Source organism: Stenotrophomonas sp. ZAC14A_NAIMI4_1 (assembly GCF_003086915.1).
In the GTDB taxonomy this organism is placed as follows: domain Bacteria; phylum Pseudomonadota; class Gammaproteobacteria; order Xanthomonadales; family Xanthomonadaceae; genus Stenotrophomonas.
Map to the genome: position 1 here is coordinate 390,797 of NZ_CP026002.1, position 26,584 is coordinate 417,380.

Here is a 26,584-nt window from a genome sequence, read left to right on the forward strand (position 1 = left end):
ATTAGGCAACGCGCAACTGCGCGCCGACAACATGATGACAAGCCACGTTTGGCTGTCAAGCGATCCCGCATTCATTTTTGCGAAATCAGCGTTAATCCCTTTCAGATCAATTCGATGGCGATAGCCGTTGCTTCGCCGCCACCGATGCAGAGCGTGGCAATGCCGCGCTTGCCGCCGTGCGTGCGCAAGGCGTTGACCAGGGTCACCACCAGACGCGCACCGGAGGCACCGATCGGATGGCCCAGTGCGCAGGCACCGCCATTCACGTTGATCTTCGCATGCGGGATGCCCAGTTCACGCATCGGCGCCATGGCGACAACGGCGAAGGCTTCGTTGATCTCGAACAGGTCCACCTGGTCGAGCGTCCAGCCGGTCTTCTGCAGCAGGCTGTGGATCGCGCCGATCGGGGCGGTGGTGAACCACTCCGGTTCCTGCGAATGGGTGGCATGGCCGACGATGCGCGCCAGCGGGGTGATGCCGCGCGCAGCGGCGTCTTCCTCGGCCAGCAGGACCACGGCGGCGGCGCCGTCGGAAATGCTGGAGGAGCTGGCGGCGGTGACGCTGCCGTCCTTCTTGAATGCGGGGCGCAGGGTCGGGATCTTGGCGATGTCCGAACGGCCCGGCTGCTCGTCGGTGGCGAACTCGACCTCACCCTTGCGGGTGGCGACCTTCACCGCGACGATCTCGCCGGCGAAGGCACCATTGGCCTGTGCGGCCTGGGCACGGCGCACCGATTCGATGGCGTAGGCGTCCTGTTCCTCGCGGGTGAACTGGTACTTGTCCACTGCGCATTCGGCGAACTCACCCATGGCCTTGCCGTCGTAGGCGTTGACCAGGCCATCGTGGGCCATGTGGTCCACCGCCTGGAAGTTGCCGAAGCGGTTGCCGGTGCGTGAATTGGGCAGCATGTGCGGGGCGTTGGACATCGACTCCATGCCGCCTGCCACCACCACCTTGGCCGACCCGGCCTTGATCAGGTCATGGCCGAGCATGATGGTCTTCATGCCCGAGCCGCAGACCTTGTTCAGCGTGGTGGCACCGGCCGACAGCGGGATGCCCGCAGCGATGGCGGCCTGGCGGGCCGGCGCCTGGCCGAGGTTGGCCGGCAGCACGCAGCCCATCAGGACTTCGGAAACGTCGCTGGCCGGAACCCCGGACTGCTCAAGGGCGGCGGCGATGGCAGCCGCGCCGAGGGTCGGGGTGGGCACGCCGTTGAACTGGCCGAGGAAGGAGCCGATGGCGGTGCGCTTGGCGGCGGCGATGACGATGTTGGACATGGCAATCTCGTTGATGCGTGAGCAATGTTCGGAAAGGAGACGGCGGCTGTTGGATGCAGCGCTGTTTCCCGGCAGACTGCGTGGGGGTCGGCCCAAGTATAGAGGGTCGGCGATGGCTGCCGCTGGGCAGCCCTTGATGCCTGCAGGGACGGTAGCAGGCCAACGTTCATGGGATGGAATCGATGGAACGCACGACGATGGCAAGGTCGATCCTGGGATCGGCACTGGTGGTGGCGTTGACGGCATGTGGCGGCGGAGGTGGCGGCGGCAACGTGCGCGTCGATCCTCCACCGACCACGCCCCCCACCACGCCACCGACGACACCGCCGACGACACCGCCACCGGCCACGCCGGCCGAACCGGCCATCAACGCGCACCTGTCCATCACCCAGGCCGACGCGGCCCGCAGCGCGGGGCTGGACGGCAGCGGCGTGCGCATCGGCATCGTCGATTCGGGCGTGCAGCGCAACCATCCCACCCTGAGCGGACGGGTGCTGGCCAACTACAGCTACGTCGACCCGCGCAGCAACAACCTCAACAACGATGACGTGGTCGGCCACGGTACGGCGGTTGCCGAGCTGGCGGCGGGCAAGGCGTTCGGTTCGTGGCCCGGTGGCATCGCGCCGAATGCGCAGATCGTCTCGGCCCGGATCATTTCCGACACGCGTCCCACCGACGATGGCACGGGCAATGGCAACGAGGTTGATGGTGCGCTTGGACTGGCCGGGGTCCACCAGGACCTGATCAACCAGGGCGTGAAGGTCATGAACAATTCGTGGGGCGGGTTGTACTGGACCAATGCCGCCGCCACCGCCCCCATCGCCGCCGAGTACCGTCCCTTCATCATCAACAACAACGGCCTGGTGGTGTTTGCCACCGGCAATGAAGCCAAGGCTGATCCGTCCGACATGGCGGCGCTGCCCAGCCAGGCGGGCCCGGGCAACTCGCGCCCGGCGGCCGACCTGGAGCGCGGCTGGCTGGCGGTGACCGCCGTCGATTCCACCGATCCCAGCAAGCGCGCCAGCTATGCCAATGCCTGCGGCGTGGCCGCCAGCTACTGCCTGGCCGCACCGGGCGCGGCGATCTTCGTCAATCCGGAGTACCCGACCGGCTCCACGCTGCTGTGGAACTACGGCACTTCGTTCGCCGCGCCGCTGGTATCCGGTGCGGCAGCGCTGGTGTGGCAGAAATACCCGTACTTCAGCAACGACCTGGTGCGGCAGACCCTGCTGGGTACCGCCACCGACCTCGGTGCGCCCGGCGTGGACAGCGTCTTCGGCTATGGCCTGCTGAACATCGCCAAGGCCATCAACGGCCCGGCGAAGTTCGACTGGGGCAATGCCACGGTCAACGTCTCGCAGACCGGCCTTGATTCGGTCTGGAGCAACGACATCAGCGGCAGCGGCGGGCTGGTCAAGCAGGGCGTCGGCGCGCTGGGCCTGTCGGGCACCAATACCTACACCGGCGATACCCGCATCGAGCAGGGCACGCTGGCGCTGCGCGACGGTGCGTCGATCACCTCCAACGTGGTCGTGGTGCCGCAGGCCGGGGTTCCCGAGGCCGCCGCGCTGCAGTTCATGACCGGCACCAGCCGGATCAAGGGCAACGTCGACAACGGCGCCACCGTCATCCTGCGCAACGCCAACACCACGGCCACCATCGAGGGCAATTACCTGCATCGCGCGGGCGCGCGGCTGAGCATCTCGCTGGGTTCCAACCCGCTGGAGATCACCGGCACGGCCACCCTGCAGGGCGGTGACGTGCACGTGGCCAGCATCATCAGCGGCTACGTGGCCGCCGATGGCCGCACCCAGACCGTGCTGCATGCCGGCCAGGGCGTCACCGGCAGGTTCGACGGGGTCAGCAACAGCCTGCCGCAGGGCACCCTGCTGCAGAGCTCGCTGAATTACGGCAGCGACAACGTGGTGCTGGTCACCGACCGCATCAATGTGACCCAGGCCGCCAGCCTGGCGCGCGCGTCGGATGCGGCGCTGGCGTCGGCACTGCGCGTGGAGTCGGCGTTCGAACGCCTTGATCTCGGCGCCGGCTCGTCCTCCTTCGCCGACGGTGCCGCCGCGCTGCAGCGCGTGGAAGGCAACCAGGCCCTGCAGGCCAGCCTGGACAGCCTGTCCGGCAAGGCGCATGCGCTGGCCGCGGCGGCCACCTTCGACAGCATCGACCTGGGCCGTCGCGCGTTGTCAGCCCGCTTCGGCCAGGTGCAGGCTGCGCCGCGGCTGGGCGGTTCGTGGCAGAACGCGCTGGGCGATGCCGGCCAGGGCAGCTTCTCGGCCAGTGGCACCGACACCCGTGGCTGGATGATGGGCCAGGACGTGGCGATGGGCGGCAACGGCGTGCTGGGCTTTGCCTTCGGTGAACTGCGCAGCTACAGCAACAGCAGCTGGGGCGGTGATCGCGGGCGTGACCGGCAATCGCAGGCGCAGCTGTACGCCGGCTGGAGCAGTGGCGGCGCCTACGCACTGGGGCAGGTCGGCGCCGGCCAGTTCACCCGCCAGATCGACCGCCAGCTGCTGCTGGGGGCCGGCCAGTACGGCGTCAATGCGCGCTATGGCGGCAGCTTCAGCATGGCCAGCGTGGAGACCGGTTACCGCTTCGGCTCGGCCCGCGCCGCGCTGACACCCTACGTGGGCGCCGACTACGCGCGCGTGGACAACGATCGCTTCAGCGAACAGGGCGGGCTGGGCTTCGGCCTGCGCACGCAGGGCGGTATCAGCAGCCGCAGCCAGGCACTGGCCGGCGTGCGCGCCGAACGGCAATGGCGTGGCTGGTCGCTGCGCGGTTATGCCGAGTGGCAGCAGCTGCTGTCCAGCCAGGGCCTGGATGCGGACGCGAGCTTTGTCGGCGTCGATGCGTGGGCACCGATGGCCGGCCTGCAGCCGACCCGTTCCGGTGGCCTGTTCGGCGTGTCGGTGGAATCGTGGTTGAGCCGCAACACGCGGCTGGCGTTCGGCTACGACCAGCGCTTCGGTCCGCGCGGCGATCTGCGCCAGGTGGCGCTGCGCTACAGCGCCGCTTTCTGATCAGGAAATGCAGGTAGTGCCGGCCGCTGGCCGGCATTCCCTGTTCCTGTCACCGGGCGTATCAACCGCCGCGCAGGTTGCCCAGGCGCGGAGTGCTGCGGCCCAGCGGCATCTTCAGCTTGCCGATCGACAGGATGCGCGCTTCGGCGATGCGGTCGGCGGCGCGCTGCGGTGCGATGTTCTCGCGCTGCGACAGCTCGAAGATGCGGGTGAGGTTGTGGTAGATGCTGCGGATCAGGCGCATCGCGCGTTCGCGGTTGTAACCGTCGATCTCCAGCGAAACGTTCATCACGCCGCCGGCATTGACCGCATAGTCCGGCGCGTAGAGGATGCCGCGCGCATGCAGTTCATCGCCGATCTCCAGGCTGGAGAGCTGGTTGTTGGCGGTGCCGCAGATGATCTTGGCCTTGATGCGCGGCAAGGTGTCGGCGTTGATGGCGCTTTCCAGCGCGCACGGTGCGAACACGTCGGCGTTGACCTCGTGGATCTCGTCCGGCTTGACCGCCTCGGCGCCGAAATCGCTGACCGCGCGATCGACCAGGCTGCTGTCCAGGTCGGTCACGTACAGCTTGGCACCGCGGTCGCGCAGCAGCTTCACCAGTTCCATGCCGATGTGGCCCAGGCCCTGCACGGCGATGCTGGTCTTGCCCACTTCCTCGTGGCCGAACTTGAAGCGCAGTGACGCCATCAGCGCCTGCAGCGCGCCATAGGCGGTGAACGGGGCGGGGTCGCCCGAGCCGCCGTGGACCTGGTGCACGCCGGTCACGAACTGGCTTTCCAGGTAGATGTTCTCCATGTCGTTGACGTCGGTGCCAACGTCCTCGGCGGTGATGTAGCGACCGCCCAGCGAATCGACGTAGCGGCCGAAGGCGCGGAACAGCACCTCGGTCTTGTCCACCTTCGGGTCACCGATGATGACGGCCTTGCCGCCACCGACGTTGAGGCCGGCCAGTGCATTCTTGTAGGTCATCGTCCGGCTCAGCCGCAGCACGTCGGCCAGCGCCTCGTCGGTGCTGGCGTAGGGGCGCATGCGCACGCCGCCCAGGGCCGGGCCCAGGGTGGTGTTGTGGATGGCGATGATCGCCTTCAGGCCGGCATCCTGGTTGTGGCAGAACACAACCTGTTCGTGGCCGGTGGTGGCGAGGGTTTCGAATAGCATGGCGTCTCCGATGGCGCGATCAGCGGCGAACTGCAGCGAACTGCCAATGAACGGTAGGGTCCCAAAACAAAAAAAGCGACGTCGTCATGGCTGGGGGACGGGTCGCGCGGCGCCATTCTAGTCCATTCCCCCGGCATCTGCCGTGCAGATCCGAGCGGTCCGGGTTAAAGAAGATGAAAGTGCGGCCGATGCAGCGTCGACGGCAGGTGGCCGATGTGAAGAACGCGCAGGGGCAGTCAGTGGCAGCAGCAGTGCAACGACAGGGCCGACCCGGATGAGGCCGGCCTGGTGGCAAACGCTGGTGGAATGGGTGTCCCGGCGGGCTGGCACGGACCCGGTGCGGCTGGCCACGGCACCACGGCAGGCCGTGGCCGCCGCCGCGGCAAGCCTGCAGGGTGAGGCGCTGCAGCCGGCGGAGATTGCCGCCCACCTGCAGCGCGGCCTGCATGCGCTGGCGCTGTACCCGCACCTGGTGGGCGAGCTGCCTGAAGGGCAGCCCTCGGCGCTGGCCGACGCGGTGGACCGTGCCCTGCAGGACCGCGACTGGGCGACCCGGCAGCTGCCGCGGCGCCCGCAGCTGTTGCCGCAGCTGATCCAGACCGTCAACGACGAGGTGGCCTCGGCCCGGGTGATGGCGGCGATCATCGGCCAGGACCCGGTGCTGACCGGCAACCTGCTGCGCATCGCCAACAGCCCGGCCTACAAAGTGCACGAACGGCCGGTGGACAGCCTGCAACGGGCGGTGACCCTGGTCGGCACCGAGGGCGTGCGGCAGATCATCAGTGCCGTGCTGGTGCAGCCAGTCATGCAGGTGCAGTGCGAGGTGTTCCCGCAGTTCAGCGCGATCATCTGGGAGCACGCGCTGCTGGCCTCGCGCGCGGCCGCCGACCATGCGCGCACGGTCACCTTCGGCGATGCCTTCGCAGCGCAGTGGCTGGGGCTGGTGCAGGGCCTGGGCGCGGCCCTGGTGATGCGCCAGCTGCTGCAGGAAGCGCAGGCACGTGGCGAGACGGTTGCACCGGCGGTGGTGCTGGACCTGCTGCAGCGCTGGTCGCTGCCGCTGGCCCAGCGCGTGGCCGCGGCCTGGGACCTGCCCGAACCGGTGCACCAGGCGCTGGCGGCCGATGCCCAAGGCCCGCTGGCCGACAGCCTGCGCCTGGGCAGCGCGGCGGCTGCCGCCAGCCTGCTGTGCCGGCACGGCCACGGCCCCCAGGCGCGCATGCTGGCGCTGCTGGAGCAGCTGCCTTCGGCACCGCCGCACGCCCTGCGCTGGATCTGGCGGCGCCTGCACGGACGCAACGTGGAAACCCTCGATGAGGCCATGCATGACGCGCACGGCGAGGCCGGGGCATGAGCGCTACAGCTGCGATTCCACCGGCAACCAGCTGATCACGCGGGCGGTCAGGCGCGCGCCCAGGGTGCTGCCGGGCTCGCGGCCCACCCAGTGCGGCGGTGGCTGCCGCTCCAGCCAGCGCAGGTCATCGTCCGGCCCGAGCGCCAGCCACCAGCTGTGCAGCGGGTCGGCCAGGCGCAGGTATTCCTCGCGCAGCCGCGCACCCAGCACCGGGTCATCGAACAGCACGCCCATTTCGGTGTTGAGGTAGGCCGAACGAGGGTCGAGGTTGAATGAACCGACGAAGCCGCGGCGGTCGTCGATGACGAAGGCCTTGGTGTGCAGGCTGGCACCACTGCTGCCGAACAGGCTGGATTCGCCCGGCTCGCCGTGCGCCTTCAGTTCGTACAGCTGCACGCCGGCCTTCAGCAGCGGTGCCCGATAGCCCATGTAGCCGCCGTGTACCGCCGCCACGTCGGTGGCGGCCAGCGAATTGGTCACCACGCCCACCTGGGCACCGCGCGCGGCCATTGCCGACAGGCCCTGCAGGCCATCGCGACCGGGTACGAAGTAGGGCGATACCAGCAGCGCGGCATGGCGGGTGGACTGCAGCTCCTCGACCAGTGCGCTGACCAGCCAGCCATCGCGCGCATCGTCGCGATGCTTCATCGGCGGGTCGGACAGGATGCGCACGCTCGCGCTCCAGTGCAGCGGGTCCGGGCCCGGCTGGCGCTGCGCACGCGACGCCTTGACGCGCTGCAGGTAGGGTTGCGCCCGGGCGTGCAGTGCATCGCGGTCGGACTGGCGCAGCAGGACGCGCAGCTGTGCATCGGTGTAGCTGGCCAGCGCGCCGATGGGAATGGCCGCCGCGCTGTTCCAGTAGTCGTCGAAGATGCGGTTGGCCTGTTCCACCGCAGGCCCGGCCACGACCAGGTCCAGGTCCTGGAAGTTCACGTCGTTGCGCGCGCTGAAATATTCCTCGCCGATGTTGCGGCCGCCGACGATCGCCACGCGGCCGTCGGCGATCCAGCTCTTGTTGTGCATGCGGTGGTTGACGCTGAAGGCGCGCTGGATCATTTCCAGCGTACGCGCGATGCCGCTGCGGTTGCGGAACGGGTTGTACAGGCGGATCTCGATGTTGGGGTGCGCATCGAGCGCCATCATCAGCGCGTCCTTGTCCTTGGCATTCATGTCATCCAGCAGGATGCGCACGCGCACGCCGCGTTCGGCCGCGTCGTACAGCGCCTTGGCCATCAGGTGGCCCACCAGGTCGTCGTGCCAGATGTAGTACTGCAGGTCCAGGCTGCGCCCGGCCTGTTCGGTGATCTTCGCGCGCGCGGCGAATGCATCCATGCCATCGCTGAGGAACGCCACGCCCGATTGGCCGGGGCGCGCGTCCTGTTCGGGCACCAGCTGGCGATCGATGGCGGTCTGCGCCGGCTGCAGCGGCAGCACGTGCGAGACAGGCCCCCGCGCCTGCGGCGTCAGGTGGTCGGCCAGCAGCAGGCCGGACAGCACCAGCACCAGCAGGGCGGCGATGATGAGTGCGACGACACGCAGTACGCGTCGCCAGGGCGGCAGGGTCAGGTTCATGCCCCCATGGTAGATCCACGCCATGCGTGGATGGCTTCTGCCGGCAAAGCGGGGTCGGATCCCTTGCAGCAGGCAAGGGCTCTGACCCCGGAATGTTGGATGGGGTCAGAGCCCGTGCCTGCGGCACGGGCTCTGACCCCGCAGGCTCAGAACCGCTCGTCACTGCCCAGGTAACGCCACTGCGCCGGCGGCAGCGGCCCCAGGGCCACGCGGCCGATACGCAGGCGGCGAACCGCGGCAACCTGCAGGCCGGCGTTGCCGACCGCCGTCCGCAGGCCCTTGGCGGTCAGGCCCTTGCCGGCAAAACGCAGGCGCTGCTCGTTCTGCCAGCTGACCTTGGCGCCGCCGGATTCGTGCTGCAGCCGGGCCATCAGCCAGGGGCCGCGCTCCGGGCCACCGTCGGCCACTTCCACCAGGTACTCCTGCTCGGTGCGGCCCAGGTTGCGCTGCAGGTGGGCGAGGGTGGCCGGGTCCTGGCTGACCACCACCAGGCCACTGTCGGCGGCCGGCAGCGATGCCGCCAGCTGCAGCCCGTGGAAATGACGCTGCAGCGGGCGGATGTCGCTGGCATCGAGCTCGCTGCGGGTGGCGCTGCTGACCAGCGCGCACAGCGTCTCGGCGGCGACGCCGGCCGGCTTGTGCAGCAGCATGGTGACCCGCTCGGCCTTGCTGTCTTCGGCCTGTTCGGCCATCACGATCACGGCGCTCTCATCGACCGGGCGCTGCGGCTGCTCCACCACCTCGCCGTTGACCGTCACCCAGCCACCTTCGATGTAGCGGCGCGCTTCGCCGCGCGGGATCCCCAGCAGGGCGGACAGGCGTTTGTCGAGGCGGGTCGGTTCCATGGCGGGCAGGTCGGTCAGGGGGCGCGCAGTGTAGCTGCTGCGGCCGGTCAGCGCTGGCTGCGGTTGGCCAGCTCGGTCAGGTACAGGCGGGTATCGAACTCCAGCTGCAGGTAGTCCGGCTCCATGTGCTGGCACAGCTGGTAGAAGGCCTTGTTGTGGTCGGCTTCCTTCAGGTGGGCCAGTTCGTGCACCACGATCATGCGCAGGAAGGCCGCCGGCGCCTGGCGGAACACGGTGGCGATGCGGATCTCGCGGCTGGCCTTGAGGCGGCCGCCATGCACGCGGGAAATGGCGGTGTGGGTGCCCAGCGCATGCTTGATGACTTCCAGCGTGTTGTCGTAGCAGACCTTGTTGAGCGGTACCGATTTGCGCAGGTAACGGTCCTTCAGGTCCTGGGTGTAGTCGTACAGCTGGCGGTCGCTGCGCACCTCGTGCGGGTCGGGGTAGCGCTGCTGCAGCCAGGGGCCGAGCTTGCCCTGGGCCAGCAGTTCGCTGACCTGGGCGACCAGGGGTTCGGGATAGCCGGTGAGGTACTTCAGGACTGCCATGCAGGGGCGGCGGGGCGTCGGTAGAATGGGGCATCCAAGATTACACGCGGTACGCAACGACCATGGCAAAGCCCAACGCGCTGCAGGAACAATTGCTCAAGGCCGGCCTGGCCAAGAAGTCGCAGGCCAGCGCCGCCGCGAGCGCGCAGGCCAAGGCCCGCCAGGGCAAGGCCGAATCGACCTCGGCCGAGGTCCAGCGGGAAGCTGAACGCGCCCGCGCCGAGAAGGTCGAGCGCGACCGCGCCCTTGCCGCCGAGCGCAACGCCCAGGCCAAGCTGGCTGAACAGAAGGCGCAGGCGAAGCAGATCATCACGGCCCATGCCGTGCCCCACAAGGGCGACGACGAATACCGCTTCAGCGACGGCGGAGCGATCCGCACCCTGCTGATCGACCCCAAGCTGCGCAAGGCGCTGTCGGTGGGCGTGCTGGTCATCGTTGCCCAGGGCGAGGGCTACGCGCTGCTGCCGCGTGCCGCCGCCGAGAAGGTGCGCGAGCGTGCCCCGGAGGCGATCATCGTCGACCACGGCCAGCCGGGCTCGACCGCGGAGATTTCCACCGGAAACGCCGAGGACGACGCCTACTACGCCCAGTTCCAGGTGCCGGACGACCTGGTCTGGTAAGGCGCGGCTGAACCAACGGGTACGACCGCCGGGCACGGCCCGGCGCGATCGTTTGCGGCGGTGTGGATCGTCCCCATATCAGGCGACACACCTGCGGAGGATGGCCATGGCCACCGGTTGGGCGGGAGACGGCGCGGTCCAGGACCAGATCGACGCCACTGTCGACGATGCGATTGCCCGCGCGCGGCGCCAGCTGCGCGAAGGCCCGGGCCTGGAACACTGCGAGGAATGCGACGCGCCCATTCCGTTGGCGCGGCGCCAGGCCGTGCCCGGCGTACGGCTGTGCGTGGCCTGCCAGCAGGCGCTGGACGACGAGGAGCAGGCGCATGCTGGTTACAACCGGCGTGGCAGCAAGGACAGCCAGTTGAGGTAGGGGGTTCTATTGCAGGGCTGCGCCCTGCACCTGCCGAAGCCAGAGCCAGAGCGAAAGCAACGTCAAAAGGCTGCATTCCGTGGGATGGCGGGGCGGTGTGGGTGGGCAGGACACGCCGTAAACCCATCCATGGGGGCTCGATGGCGCCATCCATGGCGCCAACGGTCCTGCCCACCCACACCGCCCCGCCTCTGACAGATTCCGCGCGCTGTTGGTGGGTGCCGACCGTTGGTCGGCACATCTGTCAGATATCGAATGAATTCATCCGTGTCGACCAAGGTCGACACCTACCAAAGCAGAACGCCGTCCCAGTAGATCCACGCCATGCGTGGATGAAATCTGTCAGATATCGATATTCAAAATTGGATCCAACTCCGTGCCGACCAACGGTCGGCACCACCAAAGCAGAACGCCGTTCCAACAGATCGCGGAACTCTGTCGAAGGCGGGGTGGGTCCGGTTGAGGGGGTGTGAGCGCCATGGATGGCGCGACCAAGCCCCCATGGATGGGTTTACGGCGTCCCCCTCAACCGGACCCGCCCCGCCAACCCACGGAAAGCCAGCTTCTGCTCTTGCTGTGGCCTCTGCAGGTGCAGGGCGCAGCCCTGCAAAAACCCCACACCCCTCAGCCGTCGCCCTGGATGCCACCCGGGGCCTGCGAGGGATCCCGCCAGCGCCGTACCGTGCGCTGGAAGAACAGGTTGTTCGGCAACTGCAGCACCGTGCCCTCGTGGCCGTTGCCCGTTTCCTGCAGCGTCGTGTAGATCAGGTTCACGTCGATCACCCGGCCCTTCAGCCCCGGCTTCTCGCCGTTCTCCAGCACCTCGATGTAGTCATGCAGGCGGAACGGACGGGTGGTGAAGATCAGCAGCGTGCAGAAAATGTTCGACAGCACGCTCCACGCCGCGAAGAACGCCACCGCGCCCACGGCGGCAAAACCGGTGAAGGCCGTCCACAGCACCGATGGCTTCGCGCCCAGCAGACTGAGGATGTACAGCAGCGCACTGAAATAGACCACGAAACTGGTGATCCGGCGCGCGCCCATCGCCATCTCCGGCGGCAGCGTGTAGTGCTCGGCGAAACGGCGGATCAGGCGGCGGGCCAGTACCCGCAGCAGCCAGGCAACCACCAGCACCAGCACGATCTGCAGGGCGATGCCGATGTAGTTCAGCCACGGGTGGCTCCAGGCGGGCAGGTGATCCTTCAGCGACAACATCATGGGGCGACAACACGTGGCGATAACGGCCCTTGATGTTACCCGGCGCGTGCCGGGGTTTCGACCGATCCTGGCCAGGCCACGCAGACCACCGCCTGCCGATGCTGATGCAGGCAGGCCTGGCTGCTGTCCGCGCGAAGCTGCAGCGACAGGTCCAGGGCCTGCAGCACGACGCAGGCGACGATCACCAGCAGGGCGGCGCAGGAGGAGCTGGACATGGCGGGACTCCGGGGATTTTCACCAAGGACCCTGCATGGATGCAGCCAGCATCGAAAAGGTTGCAATGGCGCCGCCTCCAATCGGCCTTAAACCTTTTCCAGCGTCGCCGCATCCAAGCGATATGCTCGACACCACCATGCCCGCGCTGCCTGCCACCACCGACGCCGACGCCGTCGACGAACCCGCCCTGGTGCGGGCCGCGGCGGCGGGCGACATGGGGGCCTACGAACAGCTCTACCGGCGCCATTCGCCACGCGTGTTTGCGGTGTTGTGGCGCCTGTGCGGCGGCCAGCAGGCGCGCGCCGAGGATGCGCTGCAGGAAGCTTTCCTGCAGGCCTGGAAGGCGCTGCCGGGGTTCCGCTTCGAAAGCAGCCTGTCGACCTGGCTGCACCGGCTGGGCGTCAACGCAGCGCTGATGGAGCTGCGCGGCCGCGCCGCCGGGCCGGACCATGACAGCCTGGACGAGGTCGATGGCGGCCTGCAGGAGCTGGCCGTGCACGATCGCTGCGCCGGCACCGAGCGCGATCTGGAACGCGCGCTGGCGACGCTGCCACCCCGGGCGCGTGCGGTGCTGGTGCTGCACGACATCCAAGGCTGGAAACACCAGGAAATCGCCGAACAGCTGCAGATGGCCGTCGGCAGTTCCAAGGCACAGTTGCACCGCGCGCGGAGCCTGTTGCGCGCGCGTCTGGGAGACATGACATGAGTACCCACGAAACCGACCACGACCACGACCACGACCCTGCGCTGCAGGCGCGGCTGCGGGCACTGCCCGGGGAGCGAATGCCACCGGCCGATGGCTGGGCACGCCTGGCGGCGCAGTTGCCACCGCGCGAAGCGGCACCGGCAGCGGTGGAGCATCCCGGCAACGTCGTGGCCCTGCCGCGCCGTGCCCGCCCGCGCTGGTGGCTGCCAGCAGGCGCTGCGCTGGCCGCCGGCCTGGCGGTGTATGCGGTGGCTCCGTGGCGGCAGGCACCCCTGCCTGCACCTGCACCATCGATGCTGCAGCTGCAGGCAGCGGCGATGACCGAGCAGTACCAGCAGGCCGTGGCATCGCTGCCCGGTGCCCGCGCCGCGGAATGGCAGCCGGCCCTGCACGAACTGGATGAAAGCGCGGCACAGATCCGTGCCGCGCTGGCGCAGGACCCGCGCGCACCGCACCTGCTTGGACAGCTCAAGCGTACCTATACGCTGCGGCTGGAACTGACCCGGCAGGCGGCGCAGGCCGCCGCGGCCGGACTGACAACCTGAGGAGAGACCCCCATGCGAACCCTTTTCCCGCTCTGCGCTGCCTTGCTGCTGCTGCCTGCCCTGGCCCTGGCCGATACACGCGTGGATGAGCGCCACACCCTGGCCAGCGGTGGCCGCATCGAGCTGAGCAACGTGGCCGGCAAGGTCACCGTGCGCGGCTGGGACCGCAACGAAGTGCAGCTGACCGGCAGCCTCGGCGATGGGCTGCAGCTGCGGCAGGAAAAGAGCGCCAACCGCGTGCGCTGGGAAGTGGAATACCCGCGGCGCCACACCAACGGCACGGCCACCCTGGTGTTGAATGTCCCGCGTGCCTCGGAACTGCTGCTGAGCACGGTCAGTGCCGACCAGGACATCAGCGGCATCGACGTGCGCCGGCTGCAGGCCGATACGGTCAGTGGCAACCTCAACGCCGCCGGGCGCAGTGGCGACAGCAAGCTCAACACGGTCAGCGGCAACGTCATCGCCAAGCTGCAGACGCCGCGCTTGGACGTGAACACCGTCAGTGGCCGCATCGAGGCGGGTGGGGGCGTGTCAGGGGATATCGGCGCGCAGACGGTGTCCGGGCGGGTCGGCGTGGATGCCGGCCGCATCCAGCGCCTGGCGGTGGAGACGGTCTCCGGCGGCATCGACCTGGCCACGTCGGGCCTGGCCCCGGGCGGTCGCATCAACGTCGAATCGGTCAGCGCTTCGGTCAACCTGCGGTTGCCGGTCAAGGTCTCGGCCCAGCTGTCGGTGAACAGCTTCGCCGGTTCGATCAACAGTGATGCCGGCACCGTGGAGCGGCCGCGCTATGGGCCGGGCAGCAGTCTCGATACGAAGCTGGGCGGTGGCGATGGTGACATCCGCATCCAGTCGCACTCGGGCAGCGTGCGGGTCAGCCTGGACCGCTGAGCGCGGCCCGGCAGGCCGCGGCGGCAGCGCCGCCGCGGTCAGGGTGGGTCAGCTGGCTTTCTTCAGCGCCCAGGTGGTGCCAAGCACTTCGATCTTGCCACCGCTCTTGCGGAACGCGGCCAGATCGGACGCAATCGAATCGCTGCTGACCGTGGTGCTGGCGGCCGCGCCCTTGCGTTCGCTGCGGATGCTGTTGGTAGCCTTCGCGGGGGTCTTTGCCTTGCGGGGCATGGTTGCTCCTGTCAGGTGGAAGGGGAGGAAAGCGACCAGGCATCAGCCTGGCGCAGGTAATCCTGCCGCTCGCGGCGGCAGTCGTCGCCACCCATCGAAAACTGGCGGCAGATCGCCGGGCGCTGCGAATAGATCGTGCAGCGCAGGTGATAGGGATCGATCGCCGCGCACCAGCCCTCGTCATTGCGCGCCATCACGGCACGGCCGTGCCTGTCGCGCGAGGTATACTGGCTGGGCACGTCGTCGCCGGCCTGCAGCAGCACGGGCAACCGGCAACAGACCGCGTCACAACGGCGGCAGTCGATGGGTGCAGGTGCTTCTTCAGGTTGTGCGGCCACAGGGGCCAGGCGGGTGCCCAAGGCGGGTCTCGATGGCGGCTCGGGTAGTACGCGGACCATGAACGAGCCAGAAGGCATGGCCGCAAGGCCCGCCAAGCGGGCCGGACCCTACCCGGGTACACACACCGGCGCAGCCGGCGGAAGGTAGAACCCTATCAAGCCTACCGAGGGTAGCAAACTCCGCGTAACGTTTTGTTAATCCCGGCTGGCTGCCGCGAGCGCCAGGCCCTGGACCACGCCCAGCGAGGGCTCGCCATGGACCATGCGGGCGCCGGGGAAGGCCTCGGCCGCCGCCTGCCGCAGGTAGCCGGCGCGGGACATGCCGCCGGTCAGGAACACCGCATCCGGGTCGCCGCCGATATCGCTGCGGACCTGGGCCAGCAGCTCGCGGATCTGGGCCAGGTAGCCAGAGGCGGCGGTGGCCAGGCCTTCGGTGCTGCTGTCGGCATGCAGGTCGCGGGCGATGTAATCCAGGGTGCTGCGGTGGCTGGGGCTGCTGCTCAGGGCGATCTTGGCGCGTTCGACGTCGCGGTACAGGCGTGCGGTGTTGCCGGTGTCCTGCAGCGCCTGCAGGCGCGAACCCCATGGATCATCCACGTGGTCGTACTTGTGCTGGCGGAAGTCGCGCTGGCGGGTCATGTCCTGCACCGTGGCCGCTTCCACGTAGTGGTGGGCGGGCACGCGGGTGATGCCGCGGCCGAACAGCGGCATGTAGCTGGACAGGCTCAGCGACAGATCGATATCGGTACCGCCGCGGGCGATACCCCAGGCGCGATGGATGCGCGGAGCGGCATCGCCGCCCACTTCGGCGTGGGCGATGTCGGTGGTGCCGCCGCCGATGTCGACGATGACGGCCTGGTGCCGCTCGCGGCTTTCGGCGTGGTAATGCATGGCCGCCGCCGCCGGTTCCTCGAGGAAGTCGATCTGGTCGAAGCCGGCCTGGGTGGCGGCCTCGCGCAGGATGTCCAGCGCCTGGTCGTTGCCGGCGGCGCCGATCGAGCTGCGGAACTGCACCGGGCGTCCGAGCAGGGCCGCGCGCAGCGGCTGGCCGAGCTGGGCACTGGCGGTCAGGCGGATGTGTTCGAGGATGTGCGCGGCGATGCCGGTGATGGTCTGCCGCGCGCGCGGGTGCAGGTTGTAGCCGAGCATCGACTTCGGGCTCTGCACGAGGTTGCCTTCGTGCTCCTCGAAATAGGCTTCCAGGGCGTCATCGCCGTAGATGGCGTTCTGCAGCAGGTCGCTGGCGCTGCGTTCCTTGCCGGCGCGGGCTTCCATCCATTCGCGGCGCAGGGCGCGCAGCGCTTCGCGGCGCAGTGCCTGCGGGGTGCGTTCCTGGCCGGCGGCGCGCGCGGCACGGGCGGCGCTGTCGATCATCTGCTGCAGTTCGTGTTCCTGGCCGGCGTCGAGCTGGAAGTCGTCCGGGTCGGGCACCACGCCGGGGAAATACACGCTGGTACGGAACTGTTCGGCGTCACCGAAGCGGATCGGCAGCAGCTGTCCATCACGGACGATGGCGGCGGCGGAGTTGCTGGTACCGAAGTCGATGCCAAGGCGCATGGGGAGATCCGGGGGCGGGCGGGGGCCGCGCACTCTGCTGCAGATCGGGTCTTCCTGCAAGTTCCCCCTCTGCTTCGGATGGGTTCAGCGCCTCCCTGGATCGCTCGGGCGGCGCGGGGAGGGGCGGACGGGACACGCGGTAAATACGTCCATGTAGCTCGTAGGCGCCTTGCTCGTGTGCGCTGTCCTGCGCACACGGCAAGACCGGGGTTGGGCGTCCTGCCCAACCCGCCCGAGGCATGCCTCGGGCCCATGGCGCCTACGGTCCCGTCCGCCCCTCCCCACGCCGCCATGACAGTTCCCGTGCGCTGCGGCAGCAAACGGCAAAGCAGCAGCCCTGGCTTTTGATTGTCCCGGCCGCCGGCGCGGGAAACTGTCCGGAGGCGGAGGGGCGGGCTGGCCAAGACCGTTGGCGCCATGGATGGCGCCATCGAGCCCCCATGGATGGGTTTACGGCGTGTCTTGGCCAGCCCGCCCCTCCGCCTCAAACCGATATCAATCGAAGCGCCACACACCGGAAAAATGAGCAAAACCAGCAGCCGGTTACAATGGCGGCCGTTGATTCATTTTGAGGTACTTGCTGATGTCGTCCGCTCCCGCCTGCCCGCAGTGCACCCTGGAAAACACCTATGCCGATGGCGCGCTGTGGATCTGCGCCGACTGCGGTTTCGAGTGGACCGCCGAGGAGGGCGCCGGCGCGGCCCTGGTCGTGCGTGACAGCAACGGCAACACCCTGCAGGCCGGCGACACCGTCACCGTCATCAAGGACCTGAAGGTCAAGGGCTCGTCCATCCCGCTCAAGCAGGGCACGGTCATCCGCAACATCCGCCTGGTCGAGGACGACGCCGAACACATCGAAGGCAACTCGGACAAGATCAAGGGCCTGGTGCTGAAGACCTGCTTCCTCAAGAAGGCCTGAGCCGTCCTCAGCGCCGCGCCTGCTGCGTGCGCAGGCGCGACAGGCCGTCCAGCTTGGCCTGGTAGCGCTGCTGGTTGCTGTTGCCGCCCAGCGCACGTGCCCGCGTCAGCTCGCGGTCGGCACGCGCCAACTGCCCACTGAGGAAATACGCGCGCGCCAGCCCGAAATGGAACTGGTGCGCGTTGTCGTACAGCTGCACCGCGCGCCGGTAATAGCGGATCGCCAGGGCCAGGTCGCCACTGCGCTCCGCGGCGGCACCGGCCATGTACTGGGCGAACGGATCATTGCGCTGCACGGCCATCAACCGCTGCTCCAGCGCCTGCGCCTGCGTGACCAGGCCCAGGCTGCGGTAGAGCACGCTGGCGTTGACCAGTGCCGAATCCTCGCGGGCATCCAGCCGCAGCGCCTTTTCCAGCGAGGCGCGCGCGCCGGCGAGGTCACCCTGGCGGCTGTCCAGCACGCCGAGGTTGTTCCAGGCGGGTGCGAAATCCGGCGCGCGGGCCAGTGCGGCGTTGAAGAAGTCGCGCGCGCCGGCCATGTCACCGGCGGTCATCCTCTCGGCGCCGCGGTTGTTGTAGAAATGCGCCAGCGCCCGGTCCAGCGTGATCGCATGCGGGCCGCGGCGGTCATAGAGGATGTTGCGGTCCAGGTCGACGGTGCCGCTGCGCCCGTTCACCACCACGCCTACATTGACGTGGCCCACGCTGTAGACCACGCCCTGGTCCTGGTCCTGGTACCAGGACACGACGCGATCCACTTCCTGCACGCTTGCCTGGATGCCCGCCTCGCGCGCAAGCGTGGCAAACAGCAGGGTGAAGGCCAGGCAGTTGGCCTGCCGCTTCTGCCAGATTTCCGAAAGCGTGTAGGTCGCATTGGGGTCGTACTGCAGGTCGAGTGCCTGCGCACCGAAGATCATCTCGGCCAGCGCCTGCAGGCGCTGCTCGCGTGAGCTGTGGCGGGCGATCACCCGTGCCTGCAGCATCTGCCGCAGCGGCGCGGGAATGGCCAGCACCTGTTCGGGGGTCGGCACGCTGGCCACTGCAACCGGCGCGGCCGGTGCCACATACGGCGCCGGTGGCGGCGGGTCCTGGGCCAGGGCGCTGGACGCACCAGTGGCAGCCAGCAAGGGGGCAAGGCAACAAGCGGCAAGACGGCGCATGGCAGTTCCCTGCAGCGGCGGGCAGCCCCGCCTTCCGGCAGTGTAGACCTGCGTGGGCAGGCCGGTATCGACCATTGGTCGGCGGCACAGGTTCATCCACACCCGGTGTGGACCAGCCCGCGACAAAGCTGTGGACAACCCGTTGCCAGCGTTGCCGCGCAGGCGATGTGAGCGGCTGGTGAAAAATTGTCCAGCTTGCCCGCAGCGGCTGCCGGCGGGATGATCCGTGCATGGACTTCGCCCCGATCCCGCTGGCACCAGCGCAGTGGCAGGCACTGCAGGATGCCTACGCCACGCCACCGCGCGCCTACCATCACTTCGGCCACGTGCGCGCGGTGCTGCAGCACTGCCAGGACGTTGCCGCCGGACCCGGCTGGCAGCAGCCGGCCGAGGTGTACCTGGCGGTGCTCTACCACGACGCCATCTACCAGGCGGGGCGCAAGGACAACGAAGCGCGTTCGGCCGAACTGGCCCGCCGGGCCATGGCCCAGGCGCCGGAGCTGGCCGGCGTGGATGCGGCACGGGTGGAGCAGTTGATCCTGCTGACCGCGCGCCACGGCGAACTGGGACCGGACGACGTGGATGCCGAGGCGGCCCTGTTCCTGGATTGCGACATGGCCATCCTGGCCGCGCCCGAAGCGGTGTTTTCCGCCTACGACCGCGGCGTGGCCGAGGAGTACCAGGGCGTGGTGCCGGGCTTCCTCTATCGCGCTGGCCGCCGCCGTTTCCTGCAGGGCCTGCTGCGCGCGCCGCGCATCTTCCTCAGCGATTTCTTCCACCAGCGCCTGGACGCGGCCGCGCGCGCCAACCTGCGCCGACAACTGGACGCCTGAGCCGGGCCGTTACACTGGGCGCCTGTCCGCAACGTCCTGCCTGCCCGTGACTGACCCCGTGCCCGCACCTGATCCCGATCCGCGCCCGCTGCCGCCGGAAGAGCCCGGCCCCAACGAGTGCTGCGGCAGCGGCTGCCCGCTGTGCGTGCTCGACCTGTATTCGGACGAGCTGCAGCGCTACCGCAAGGCGCTGTCCGAGTGGCAGGCGCGGCACCCGCAGGAGACACCGTGACGCGCGCGCGGCCGGCGGCGTTGCTGGCCATCGTTGCGCTGCTGCTGTTCATCGCCACTGCCGTGTGGACCCAGTTCGCGCGCGCTGACCTGGACTGGGTGCAGGCCACCCTCAGCCTGTACCTGCATGGCCCCTGGGGGCTGGCGCTGCGCAGTGCCTACTGCCTGCTGGCGCTGGCCATCGCCGTGCTGGGCATCGCGCTGTACCGGCACAGCACGGGGCCGCGGCGCAGTGCCGCCGCACCGCTGCTGTTCACCGTGGCTGCGCTCGGCCTGGCCACCGTTTCCATCGGCGACAGCTGGTTGCCCTCAGCGACGCCACTGCTGGCGCCGCTGGTGCATGGCCTGGCGGCCAACACCGCGTTCCTGTGCGCCAGCGTCGGCATGCTGCTGCAGGCGTGGTACCTGCGCCGCGAACCGGGCTGGCAGCGCAGTGCAGCCCTGCTGTGGGGCTGGGCGTGGCTGGCGTTTGTCCTGCTGTGGCTGCACGTGTTGTGGCGGGCCGGGCCACCACGTGGGCTGGGCCAGAAGGCAGTGATCGTGGTGATTGCCGGCTGGCTGCTGTGGCTGGCTTTTGCCCTGTACCGCCGCGGCCAGCGCAGCGCATCCGACTGAATCCCCAACGGCCTGCACGGGTACGTGCCGTGCACGCGGTGGCGGCGTATCGTGTGCGCATTCCACCGGGGATGCGATATGAAGCGTGCAGGGCTGGGCAGGGCAATGGGTGTGGTGCTGGCGCTGGCTGCGTTGCCGGCCATGGCGGCGGCGAACGTGCAGCAGTTCAGCCATGGGCGCTTCGACCAGATACCGGTGCACATGCCTGCGGGAACACCGCAGCGGGTGGTGATCTGGTTCCATGAACCGACTGCCGGTGGCGATACCAGCCGATTGCCGATTGAAGCCCTGCGTGCCGACGGTGCCCTGGTGGCGGCGGTGGACATCAGCCACCTGCGTGGCGTGCTCAAGCGCGAAGGCAATCCGACCTGTTCGTTCGGTGCGGGTGACGTCGAGAATTTCTCGCGCTGGCTGCAGGCCTCGCTGCACCTGCCGGGCTACCACCTGCCGCTGGTTGGCGGTGATGGCGAAGGCGCGGAAATGGCCTATACGCTGGCTGCGCAGGCCGACACGCAGGTGTTTGCCGGGCTGCTGACCACGGGCTTCTGCCCCGACCACAGCCATGAGCGCATGGTCTGCGGCGATGGCGTGAAGCACAACCGGCTGCAGCCGACCGATCTGAATTTCCCGTGGCTGAGCGCGGCCGGCGGCAATGCCTGCAAGGCCGGCCAGGCCAGTGCGTTCGTGCAGCAGGTGGCGATGGCGCGTGAGTTCAAGCGCACTGCCCGCGGTGATGCCTCGCCCGGCCTGGTGGCCGCGGCACGGGTGGTCGGCGCACAGGCCGGAGTGAGCCTGGCACCGCCACCGGATGCATTGAAGGGACTGCCGGTGGTGGAAGTGCCGGCCACCGGCAACGGCGATACCCTGGCCATCTTCGTGTCGGGCGACGGCGGCTGGGCCGGCCTGGACAAGAACGTTGCCTCGTCGCTGAGCGAGCATGGCGTGGCCGTGGTCGGCATCGATTCACTGCGCTACTTCTGGAGCGAGCGCACGCCCAAGGGCTTCGCCGCCGACCTGCAGAGGATCATCGCCCACTACAAGCAGCAATGGCGCCGCGACAAAGTGATGCTGGTCGGTTTCTCGCAGGGCGCCGATGTCCTGCCGGCCACCATCAACCAGCTCGACGCGGGCACCCGCGACGGCATCGAGCGCATCGCGCTGCTGTCGGTGGGGCGCAAGGCCGATTTTGAATTCCACGTCAGCAACTGGCTGGGCGGTGGCGGCGGCGGCCTGCCGATCGCACCGGAAGTGGCGAAGCTGCCCGCGGCCAAGACGCTGTGCGTGTACGGCAAGGATGACGAGGACGCGTTGTGCCCGGACCTGCCGGCCAACGATGGCGTGCAGAAGGTGAAGCTGCCGGGCGACCATCACTTCAACGGTGATTACGATCGTTTGGCTGAGGTGATCCTCAAGGGCGGCGCGTAGGCCGCACCCACCGGTAGCGCCGGGCCATGCCCGGCGAAACTTTCCATCAGCCGCGCCGCGGGTCCAGCGAGATCAACCGCGTGGCATCCAGCAGTGCCGCCGGCAGGTGCATGCCACCCGGTGCGGCGAGGTAACGCGGGCGCCACTGCGGGTCGAACTTCGACTTGAAACGGCGCAGGCCACTGAAGCCATAGAAGCGTTCACCATGCCGCGCCAGCAGGCCGGCGAGGCGGTTCCAGCGGCCGGCCAGGCGGTGCTGGGCCAGCCCGGACAGCGGCGCCATGCCCAGCGAGAAGCGCGCATAGCCCTGCGCGCGTCCCCACAGGAACAGTTCGATGAACAGGAAATCCATCGTGCCCTTCGGCGCTTCATTGACGTGGCGCATCAGGTCCACCGACAGCTCAGCCCCGGCCGGCGCCTGCCACAGGTTGGCGAAGGCCACGATCTCACCTTCGGCCTCGACCAGCGCCACCGGGAAGCGCACCAGATAGCCGGGATCGAAACTGCCCAGCGAGAACCCCTTTTCGTCGCCGGCCTTGTCGTCCAGCCAGGCGTTGGAAATGGCGTGCAGGCGCGGCAGCAGTTCGGGAATCTCCTCCACCGGCGCCACCCGGAATGACAGGCCGCTGCGCTTGCCGCGGTTCCAGGCCTGGCGCAGGTCGGCGCGTTCGCGTCCTTCCAGGCCGAAGTCGTGCAGCGGCACCATCGCCTCTTCGCCCAGCTTGACCAGGCCCAGGCCCAGGTCCAGGTAGGTCTGCCAGTATGCCTCGCCTACCTGGTAGAACACCGGGCGCAGGCCAAGCCGGTCGGCTTCCTCGCGGAAGCGCCAGATCAGCGCACGGGCCACCTCCGGCGGGCCGACCGGATCGCCCATCGCGATCAGCGAGCCACCATAGCGCTGCATCATCACGAAGCCCTGTTTCGCCTCGTCGCGCAGCACCGCCTTGTCGGCGGTCAGCACCAGGCAGGCCTGGGTGTCGGTGGCGCCGGCCAGCACCGGTGCCAGCGCCTGCAGGGTGGCATCGTCGGCAGCCGGCAACGGGGTGCGCGTGCTGTGCAGCAGGCGCGCCAGGCCGAACATCACCAGCGCGATGGCCACCACCAGCAACGCGCGCAGCGCACGCGGCGCGTTGCCCGACACCGCGAACTGCCACCACAGTTCGTTCTGGTATTCGACGTGGCTGTAGGTGAAGAACAGCAGCCAGGTCACCGCCACCAGCACCAGGCCGAGGTTGCGCAGCCACGGCCACGACCAGGCCTCATCCAGCAGCGCGCCCTGGCGGTAGAACTCGCGGCGCGCGGCCCACAGCGCCATCGCCACCAGCAGCGCCGATACGGCAATCAGCGGTTGGCCGCCGCGCAGCCACAGCGGCAGTGGCGTGACCACGCATACCGCCATCGCCAGCATCCACGCGGCATGGCTGCGCCGGGCCAGGCCCTGGCCGATCAGCAGCAGGGCCACGCCGCCGAGGCTGCCGATCAGGTGCGAGGTTTCCAGGATGGGCAGCGAGGCGTTGAGGAGATGGCGGCGCGGTGTCGGCAGCGTGCCATCGATGACCAGCGCGGCACCGATGCTGAAGGCGGCCAGGGCGATGATCTGCGGCAGCCATGGCCGCAGCGCGTGCCAGCCGGCGCGGGTGGCGCCGGCGCTGGCCTGCAGTGGCTGGCGCAGGGCCGGGGCAAGGGCGAGCAGGGTGGCCAGCAGCAGCGGCAGCACGTAGTAGGTGACGCGGTAGATCAGCGCGGCGGCCAGCACTGCGGCCGGTGCGACCTGCGGCAGCAGCTTCAGCAGGCTCCACTCGAACACGCCCAGGCCAGCCGGCACTGTGGACACCAGGCCGGCCAGCACGGCCACCAGGTACAGGCCGACGAAGCCGGGCAGGCCGGTGGGCGTGGAGTCGGGCAGCAGCACGTAGAACGCGGCGCTGGCCAGCACCAGTTCGATGACGCTGAGCACGGTGACGCCGAGCATGGTGCGGCGGTCGGGCAGCCACAGGCCATGGCCGAAGATGCGGAACTGGCGCCCGTTGCGGCCGACCAGCAGCACGGTGGCGGCGTAGGCGAGCAGGGCGAGGATGCCGACCACGCGCACCGCCGCCGGGTCCAGCGGCAGGGCCAGCGCGGCCGCGGCCGGTTCCATGCACAGCGCCACGCCGATCAGCAGCCAGGCACCGAACACGAAGCCCAGCGTGCTCATCAGTACCACCTGGCCGATCTGCGCCAGGTCCAGGCCGGCGCTGCGGTAGCCGCGCAGGCGCACCGCGCCACCGGTCAATGCGGCAAAGCCCACGGTCTGGCCCAGGGTGTGGGCCAGGAACGCGGTGATGCCCACGCGTGCGGGATGCACGCGGATGCCACTGCGGCGCAGGCCGATGGCATCAAAGCCGATCAGGCAGGCGTAGCTGGCCAGGCCCAGCAGCACGGTCAGCGCGATCTGCGCGCCGGTCAGCTTGTGGAAGGCGTCGCGGATGGCACGGTAGCCATGCTCGTCGAATTCGTTGGCGAGCCCGTGCAGGGCCAGCGCCAGGATCAGCAGCGGGATGACGATGGTCAGGACCCGCTTCCATGCCGGGGTATGGGAAGCGGTGGTGGAATCGGGGGCGTGGGTCATCGGCGCAAGGGTGCGTCAGCGGGGGCGAGGGTGGTGTCAACGTGAACGTGGCGCATCGTGCGCCTGTCGATCGCGTTTGACCAGCACCGGCACTGTGCGGCGATTGGCGGCAACGAGCGGCCGCGCCGGGTACACACTTCCGGCCCCGGCTGGGTGAGAATGAAGGCCTGTCCACCCGCAGGAGCCACGCCCATGATGGAGCGTTACGACATCGGACCGCGCATGTCCGAGATGACCGTGCACAACAAGGTCGCCTACCTTTCCGGCCAGATTCCGGAAGACACCAGCCAGGACATCACCGGGCAGACCCGGCAGGTACTGGCGGAGATCGACAAGCTGCTGGCGCAGGTGGCCAGTGATCGCCAGCACGTGCTGCGCGCGGAAGTGTTCCTGGCCGACATTGCCGATTTCGACGGCATGAACAAGGCGTGGGACGAGTGGGTGGTTGAAGGTGCGACCCCGGCGCGTGCGACGTTTGAAGCGAAGCTGGCGCATGCGGAGTGGAAGGTCGAGATCGTGATCACGGCGGCCGTGCCGTAATTCCGTGAGCCGGGGTCTGATCCCTCTCCCGCGGAGAGGGCTCTGGCCCCGCTGCAGTTACTGCGAATGGATCCTGCTGGCGGCGTCTGCCGAGAGCGCGATGCACGCCTGCATCAGGCTTGCCATGAAGCGGTCGCCAACGTATTCGTCGGCGTCGTCATGACCCCGGCTGCGTTCGGCGGCAAGCACGACTTCCTGCACCACGCGCAGGCCGGCCAGAATGCGGTCGGCCTCGGTCAGGCCCACGTGGCCGCCGGACAGGAAGCAGCCTTCCGGCCACAGGAATCCACCGGCGGGGGCACCTGCACTGATCTTCTGCAGCAGGGCCATCAACCTGGCGGGATCGCATTGGATCTCGTCCGCTGCATCGGTGGCGTCGCTGGCGCAGGCGCCGGATAGGTCCGAAGGGGTCATGGCACAGCTCCGTTCAGGGCAATCGGTTGCCGCCGCAGCAAGGTGGCGGGCGGAACGTGGCTTGAAAACCGGCCACCTGCTCGGGTGGTCCGTTTCAGGACGTGTGCGGGAGTCTTGCATGCAGCTGCGCATGCGGCAGCGCGGTGTCGCATCTGTCACAGTCGGTGGACCAATCTGCGAGGCGCATCTCTTTATCTGAGGGCGTGGACCGCGCAGGAGAGGGCGATTGCGACGAGGGTTGAGACGCCCGCTACACCGGCACCAGATCGATGCAGTCCACCGGGCACGGCGGAATGCACAGCTCGCAGCCGGTGCACAGGTCGGCAATCACCGTGTGCATGTACTTGGCGCCGCCGACGATGGCATCCACCGGGCAGGCCTGGATGCACTTGGTGCAGCCGATGCAGTCGGCTTCGACGATCAGCGCGACCTGCGGCGCCTTGTGCGTGCCGCGCGTGCGGTCGAACGGCACGGCGGGCACGCCCAGCACCTGGGCCAGTGCGCGTGCGCCGGCATCACCACCGGGCGGGCAGCGGTCCACGCCCACGTCGCCGCGCGCCATCGCCTGTGCATACGGGCGGCAGCCGTCATAGCCGCATTGCCCGCATTGGGTCTGCGGCAGCAAGCGGTCCAGGCGTTCGGTCAGGGGCGGGATCAGGCTCATGCGTGGCGAAGGCTGCGCGTTGGAATCACTTCAGGGGTCTGCCGCGGTACCAGCGCTCGTGGGCGAGGGCCAGCATCGGGCGGTCTTCGTAGCTGTCGCCGTAGGCGTGGATGCGCAGGTAGCGCGACAGGTCGAACTGGCGACGGATGTGCTCGACCTTGCGCGGGCCGCAGTCACCGCCGGCATAGCGACCGGTCAGGCGGCCGTCCTGGCTTTCCAGCCGGTTGCAGATCAGCTGCAGGCCCAGCTGCTCGCACCACGGCTTCAGGTAGAGGTCCAGCGAGCCGGACACGATCACCACGGTGTGCTGCTGTTCCTTGTGCCAGCGGATCTGCTCCAGCATCTCCGGGCGTACCACTTCGGGCAGCACCTCACGGGCAAAACCTGCCGCGAGCGTTGCGATGTCATCGGCGTGGCGTTCGCTGAAGGTGAGGCGGGTGACGCGGGCGCGGATGCGCTCGGCGGAAATGATGCGCAGGCGGTAGGCCAGCAGCCACGGACCGACCTTCCACCACGCGCGCGCCAGTTGTTCCGGCGTGGCCACGCGGCGCAGGAAGCGGCCATAGGTATCGCAGGTGGTGACGGTGTGGTCGAAATCGAACAGCGCCAGTTCCATCCTGCTCACTCCCATGGCGGTGCCTTCCGGGGCGGTCTGCGTGGAGGGCGCGGCGAGGGCCGCGCCCGC

General features: G+C 68.8%; 28 protein-coding genes. 13 read left to right on the plus strand and 15 right to left on the minus strand.

Annotated elements, in window-relative coordinates; genetic code table 11:
- Window positions 1–101: 101 nt before the first annotated feature.
- Window positions 102–1,277 carry a thiolase family protein gene (locus C1926_RS01695; RefSeq protein WP_108747147.1) on the minus strand — a complete coding sequence of 392 codons (1,176 nt, stop codon included), beginning with the start codon at window positions 1,275–1,277 and terminating at the stop codon, window positions 102–104.
- A gap of 182 nt (window positions 1,278–1,459) precedes the next feature.
- Here C1926_RS01695 and C1926_RS01700 point away from each other — a divergent pair, with 182 nt between their 5' ends.
- On the plus strand, window positions 1,460–4,315 hold the full coding sequence (locus C1926_RS01700) for an autotransporter serine protease (RefSeq protein ID WP_108760607.1): 2,856 nt from the start codon (window positions 1,460–1,462) through the stop codon (window positions 4,313–4,315).
- A gap of 61 nt (window positions 4,316–4,376) precedes the next feature.
- Here C1926_RS01700 and C1926_RS01705 read toward each other — a convergent pair whose 3' ends face one another.
- Complete coding sequence (locus tag C1926_RS01705) at window positions 4,377–5,474, minus strand: Glu/Leu/Phe/Val dehydrogenase dimerization domain-containing protein (protein WP_079222727.1); 1,098 nt, start codon at window positions 5,472–5,474, stop codon at window positions 4,377–4,379.
- 274 nt (window positions 5,475–5,748) lie between these two features.
- Here C1926_RS01705 and C1926_RS01710 point away from each other — a divergent pair, with 274 nt between their 5' ends.
- Complete coding sequence (locus C1926_RS01710; protein ID WP_108758066.1) at window positions 5,749–6,828, plus strand: HDOD domain-containing protein; 1,080 nt, start codon at window positions 5,749–5,751, stop codon at window positions 6,826–6,828.
- 3 nt (window positions 6,829–6,831) lie between these two features.
- On the opposite strand, the gene C1926_RS01715 is transcribed toward C1926_RS01710, so the two are convergent.
- From C1926_RS01715 to C1926_RS01725, 3 genes are all read right to left on the minus strand, one after another.
- Window positions 6,832–8,424 (minus strand): phospholipase D family protein, encoded by a 1,593-nt coding sequence (locus C1926_RS01715; RefSeq protein ID WP_108758067.1) that lies wholly within the window; start codon window positions 8,422–8,424, stop codon window positions 6,832–6,834.
- Window positions 8,425–8,546: 122 nt separating this feature from the next.
- Window positions 8,547–9,245 carry an RNA pseudouridine synthase gene (locus C1926_RS01720; protein WP_079222724.1) on the minus strand — a complete coding sequence of 233 codons (699 nt, stop codon included), beginning with the start codon at window positions 9,243–9,245 and terminating at the stop codon, window positions 8,547–8,549.
- 47 nt (window positions 9,246–9,292) lie between these two features.
- Entirely contained in the window at window positions 9,293–9,793 is a 501-nt protein-coding gene (locus C1926_RS01725) for a M48 family metallopeptidase (RefSeq protein WP_100473548.1), read from the minus strand.
- Between the two features lie 62 nt (window positions 9,794–9,855).
- Here C1926_RS01725 and C1926_RS01730 point away from each other — a divergent pair, with 62 nt between their 5' ends.
- Window positions 9,856–10,413 carry a DUF2058 domain-containing protein gene (locus C1926_RS01730; protein WP_079222722.1) on the plus strand — a complete coding sequence of 186 codons (558 nt, stop codon included), beginning with the start codon at window positions 9,856–9,858 and terminating at the stop codon, window positions 10,411–10,413.
- 106 nt (window positions 10,414–10,519) lie between these two features.
- Window positions 10,520–10,786 carry a DksA/TraR family C4-type zinc finger protein gene (locus tag C1926_RS01735; RefSeq protein WP_079225322.1) on the plus strand — a complete coding sequence of 89 codons (267 nt, stop codon included), beginning with the start codon at window positions 10,520–10,522 and terminating at the stop codon, window positions 10,784–10,786.
- A gap of 624 nt (window positions 10,787–11,410) precedes the next feature.
- Here C1926_RS01735 and C1926_RS01745 read toward each other — a convergent pair.
- The gene (locus C1926_RS01745; protein WP_079222721.1) at window positions 11,411–12,004 is read right to left on the minus strand and encodes a mechanosensitive ion channel family protein; all 594 of its coding nucleotides are present in this window, start codon (window positions 12,002–12,004) and stop codon (window positions 11,411–11,413) included.
- A 35-nt stretch (window positions 12,005–12,039) separates the two neighbouring features.
- Window positions 12,040–12,219, minus strand: a complete 180-nt coding sequence (locus tag C1926_RS01750) for a hypothetical protein (protein ID WP_079222720.1) — start codon at window positions 12,217–12,219, stop codon at window positions 12,040–12,042.
- 122 nt (window positions 12,220–12,341) lie between these two features.
- Between C1926_RS01750 and C1926_RS01755 the strand changes: the two genes are divergently transcribed.
- Genes C1926_RS01755 through C1926_RS01765 form a run of 3 tightly spaced genes read left to right on the plus strand, consistent with a single transcriptional unit; the run spans window position 12,342 to window position 14,362 of the window.
- On the plus strand, window positions 12,342–12,926 hold the full coding sequence (locus C1926_RS01755; RefSeq protein ID WP_108758068.1) for a sigma-70 family RNA polymerase sigma factor: 585 nt from the start codon (window positions 12,342–12,344) through the stop codon (window positions 12,924–12,926).
- Window positions 12,923–13,471 (plus strand): hypothetical protein, encoded by a 549-nt coding sequence (locus C1926_RS01760; RefSeq protein WP_108758069.1) that lies wholly within the window; start codon window positions 12,923–12,925, stop codon window positions 13,469–13,471. Before C1926_RS01755 ends, C1926_RS01760 begins: the two co-directional genes overlap by 4 nt.
- 12 nt (window positions 13,472–13,483) lie before the next feature.
- The gene (locus C1926_RS01765) at window positions 13,484–14,362 is read left to right on the plus strand and encodes a DUF4097 family beta strand repeat-containing protein (RefSeq protein WP_108758070.1); all 879 of its coding nucleotides are present in this window, start codon (window positions 13,484–13,486) and stop codon (window positions 14,360–14,362) included.
- Window positions 14,363–14,410: 48 nt separating this feature from the next.
- On the opposite strand, the gene C1926_RS01770 is transcribed toward C1926_RS01765, so the two are convergent.
- From C1926_RS01770 to C1926_RS01780, 3 genes are all read right to left on the minus strand, one after another.
- The gene (locus tag C1926_RS01770) at window positions 14,411–14,593 is read right to left on the minus strand and encodes a hypothetical protein (RefSeq protein ID WP_079222716.1); all 183 of its coding nucleotides are present in this window, start codon (window positions 14,591–14,593) and stop codon (window positions 14,411–14,413) included.
- Between the two features lie 11 nt (window positions 14,594–14,604).
- Window positions 14,605–14,898 carry a YkgJ family cysteine cluster protein gene (locus C1926_RS01775; RefSeq protein WP_108760608.1) on the minus strand — a complete coding sequence of 98 codons (294 nt, stop codon included), beginning with the start codon at window positions 14,896–14,898 and terminating at the stop codon, window positions 14,605–14,607.
- A 228-nt stretch (window positions 14,899–15,126) separates the two neighbouring features.
- Complete coding sequence (locus tag C1926_RS01780; protein WP_108758071.1) at window positions 15,127–16,488, minus strand: Hsp70 family protein; 1,362 nt, start codon at window positions 16,486–16,488, stop codon at window positions 15,127–15,129.
- Window positions 16,489–17,071: 583 nt separating this feature from the next.
- Between C1926_RS01780 and C1926_RS01785 the strand changes: the two genes are divergently transcribed.
- Window positions 17,072–17,407: a zinc ribbon domain-containing protein YjdM gene (locus C1926_RS01785; protein ID WP_108747861.1), complete on the plus strand. Its 336-nt coding sequence runs from the start codon at window positions 17,072–17,074 to the stop codon at window positions 17,405–17,407.
- Between the two features lie 7 nt (window positions 17,408–17,414).
- Here C1926_RS01785 and C1926_RS01790 read toward each other — a convergent pair whose 3' ends face one another.
- Window positions 17,415–18,566 carry a tetratricopeptide repeat protein gene (locus C1926_RS01790; protein WP_108758072.1) on the minus strand — a complete coding sequence of 384 codons (1,152 nt, stop codon included), beginning with the start codon at window positions 18,564–18,566 and terminating at the stop codon, window positions 17,415–17,417.
- 230 nt (window positions 18,567–18,796) lie between these two features.
- On the opposite strand from C1926_RS01790, the gene C1926_RS01795 reads away from it, so the two are divergent.
- The 4 genes from C1926_RS01795 (at window position 18,797) to C1926_RS01810 (ending at window position 21,670) form a co-directional block, all read left to right on the plus strand.
- Window positions 18,797–19,399: a hypothetical protein gene (locus C1926_RS01795; protein ID WP_108758073.1), complete on the plus strand. Its 603-nt coding sequence runs from the start codon at window positions 18,797–18,799 to the stop codon at window positions 19,397–19,399.
- Window positions 19,400–19,457: 58 nt separating this feature from the next.
- On the plus strand, window positions 19,458–19,631 hold the full coding sequence (locus C1926_RS01800; protein ID WP_174208733.1) for an oxidoreductase-like domain-containing protein: 174 nt from the start codon (window positions 19,458–19,460) through the stop codon (window positions 19,629–19,631).
- A complete protein-coding gene (locus C1926_RS01805; protein WP_108758074.1) occupies window positions 19,628–20,245 on the plus strand; it encodes a DUF998 domain-containing protein in 618 nt (205 codons plus the stop codon). Before C1926_RS01800 ends, C1926_RS01805 begins: the two co-directional genes overlap by 4 nt.
- 78 nt (window positions 20,246–20,323) lie before the next feature.
- Window positions 20,324–21,670, plus strand: coding sequence for an AcvB/VirJ family lysyl-phosphatidylglycerol hydrolase (locus C1926_RS01810; protein WP_301554037.1), 1,347 nt, complete (start codon window positions 20,324–20,326; stop codon window positions 21,668–21,670).
- A 46-nt stretch (window positions 21,671–21,716) separates the two neighbouring features.
- Here C1926_RS01810 and mprF read toward each other — a convergent pair whose 3' ends face one another.
- The gene (gene mprF / locus C1926_RS01815; RefSeq protein ID WP_079222709.1) at window positions 21,717–24,281 is read right to left on the minus strand and encodes a bifunctional lysylphosphatidylglycerol flippase/synthetase MprF; all 2,565 of its coding nucleotides are present in this window, start codon (window positions 24,279–24,281) and stop codon (window positions 21,717–21,719) included.
- Between the two features lie 192 nt (window positions 24,282–24,473).
- Between mprF and C1926_RS01820 the strand changes: the two genes are divergently transcribed.
- The gene (locus C1926_RS01820) at window positions 24,474–24,821 is read left to right on the plus strand and encodes a RidA family protein (protein ID WP_108758076.1); all 348 of its coding nucleotides are present in this window, start codon (window positions 24,474–24,476) and stop codon (window positions 24,819–24,821) included.
- Window positions 24,822–24,878: 57 nt separating this feature from the next.
- Here the strand turns inward: C1926_RS01820 and C1926_RS01825 are convergent, their stop codons facing one another.
- The 3 genes from C1926_RS01825 to C1926_RS01835 all read right to left on the minus strand — a co-directional run bounded on the left by C1926_RS01825 (window position 24,879) and on the right by C1926_RS01835 (window position 26,515).
- Window positions 24,879–25,235 (minus strand): hypothetical protein, encoded by a 357-nt coding sequence (locus tag C1926_RS01825; RefSeq protein WP_108758077.1) that lies wholly within the window; start codon window positions 25,233–25,235, stop codon window positions 24,879–24,881.
- Window positions 25,236–25,485: 250 nt separating this feature from the next.
- Window positions 25,486–25,899 (minus strand): Rnf electron transport complex subunit RnfB, encoded by a 414-nt coding sequence (rnfB, locus tag C1926_RS01830; RefSeq protein WP_079222707.1) that lies wholly within the window; start codon window positions 25,897–25,899, stop codon window positions 25,486–25,488.
- 25 nt (window positions 25,900–25,924) lie between these two features.
- Complete coding sequence (locus C1926_RS01835; RefSeq protein ID WP_079222706.1) at window positions 25,925–26,515, minus strand: HAD family hydrolase; 591 nt, start codon at window positions 26,513–26,515, stop codon at window positions 25,925–25,927.
- Between the last annotated feature and the right edge of the window lie 69 nt (window positions 26,516–26,584).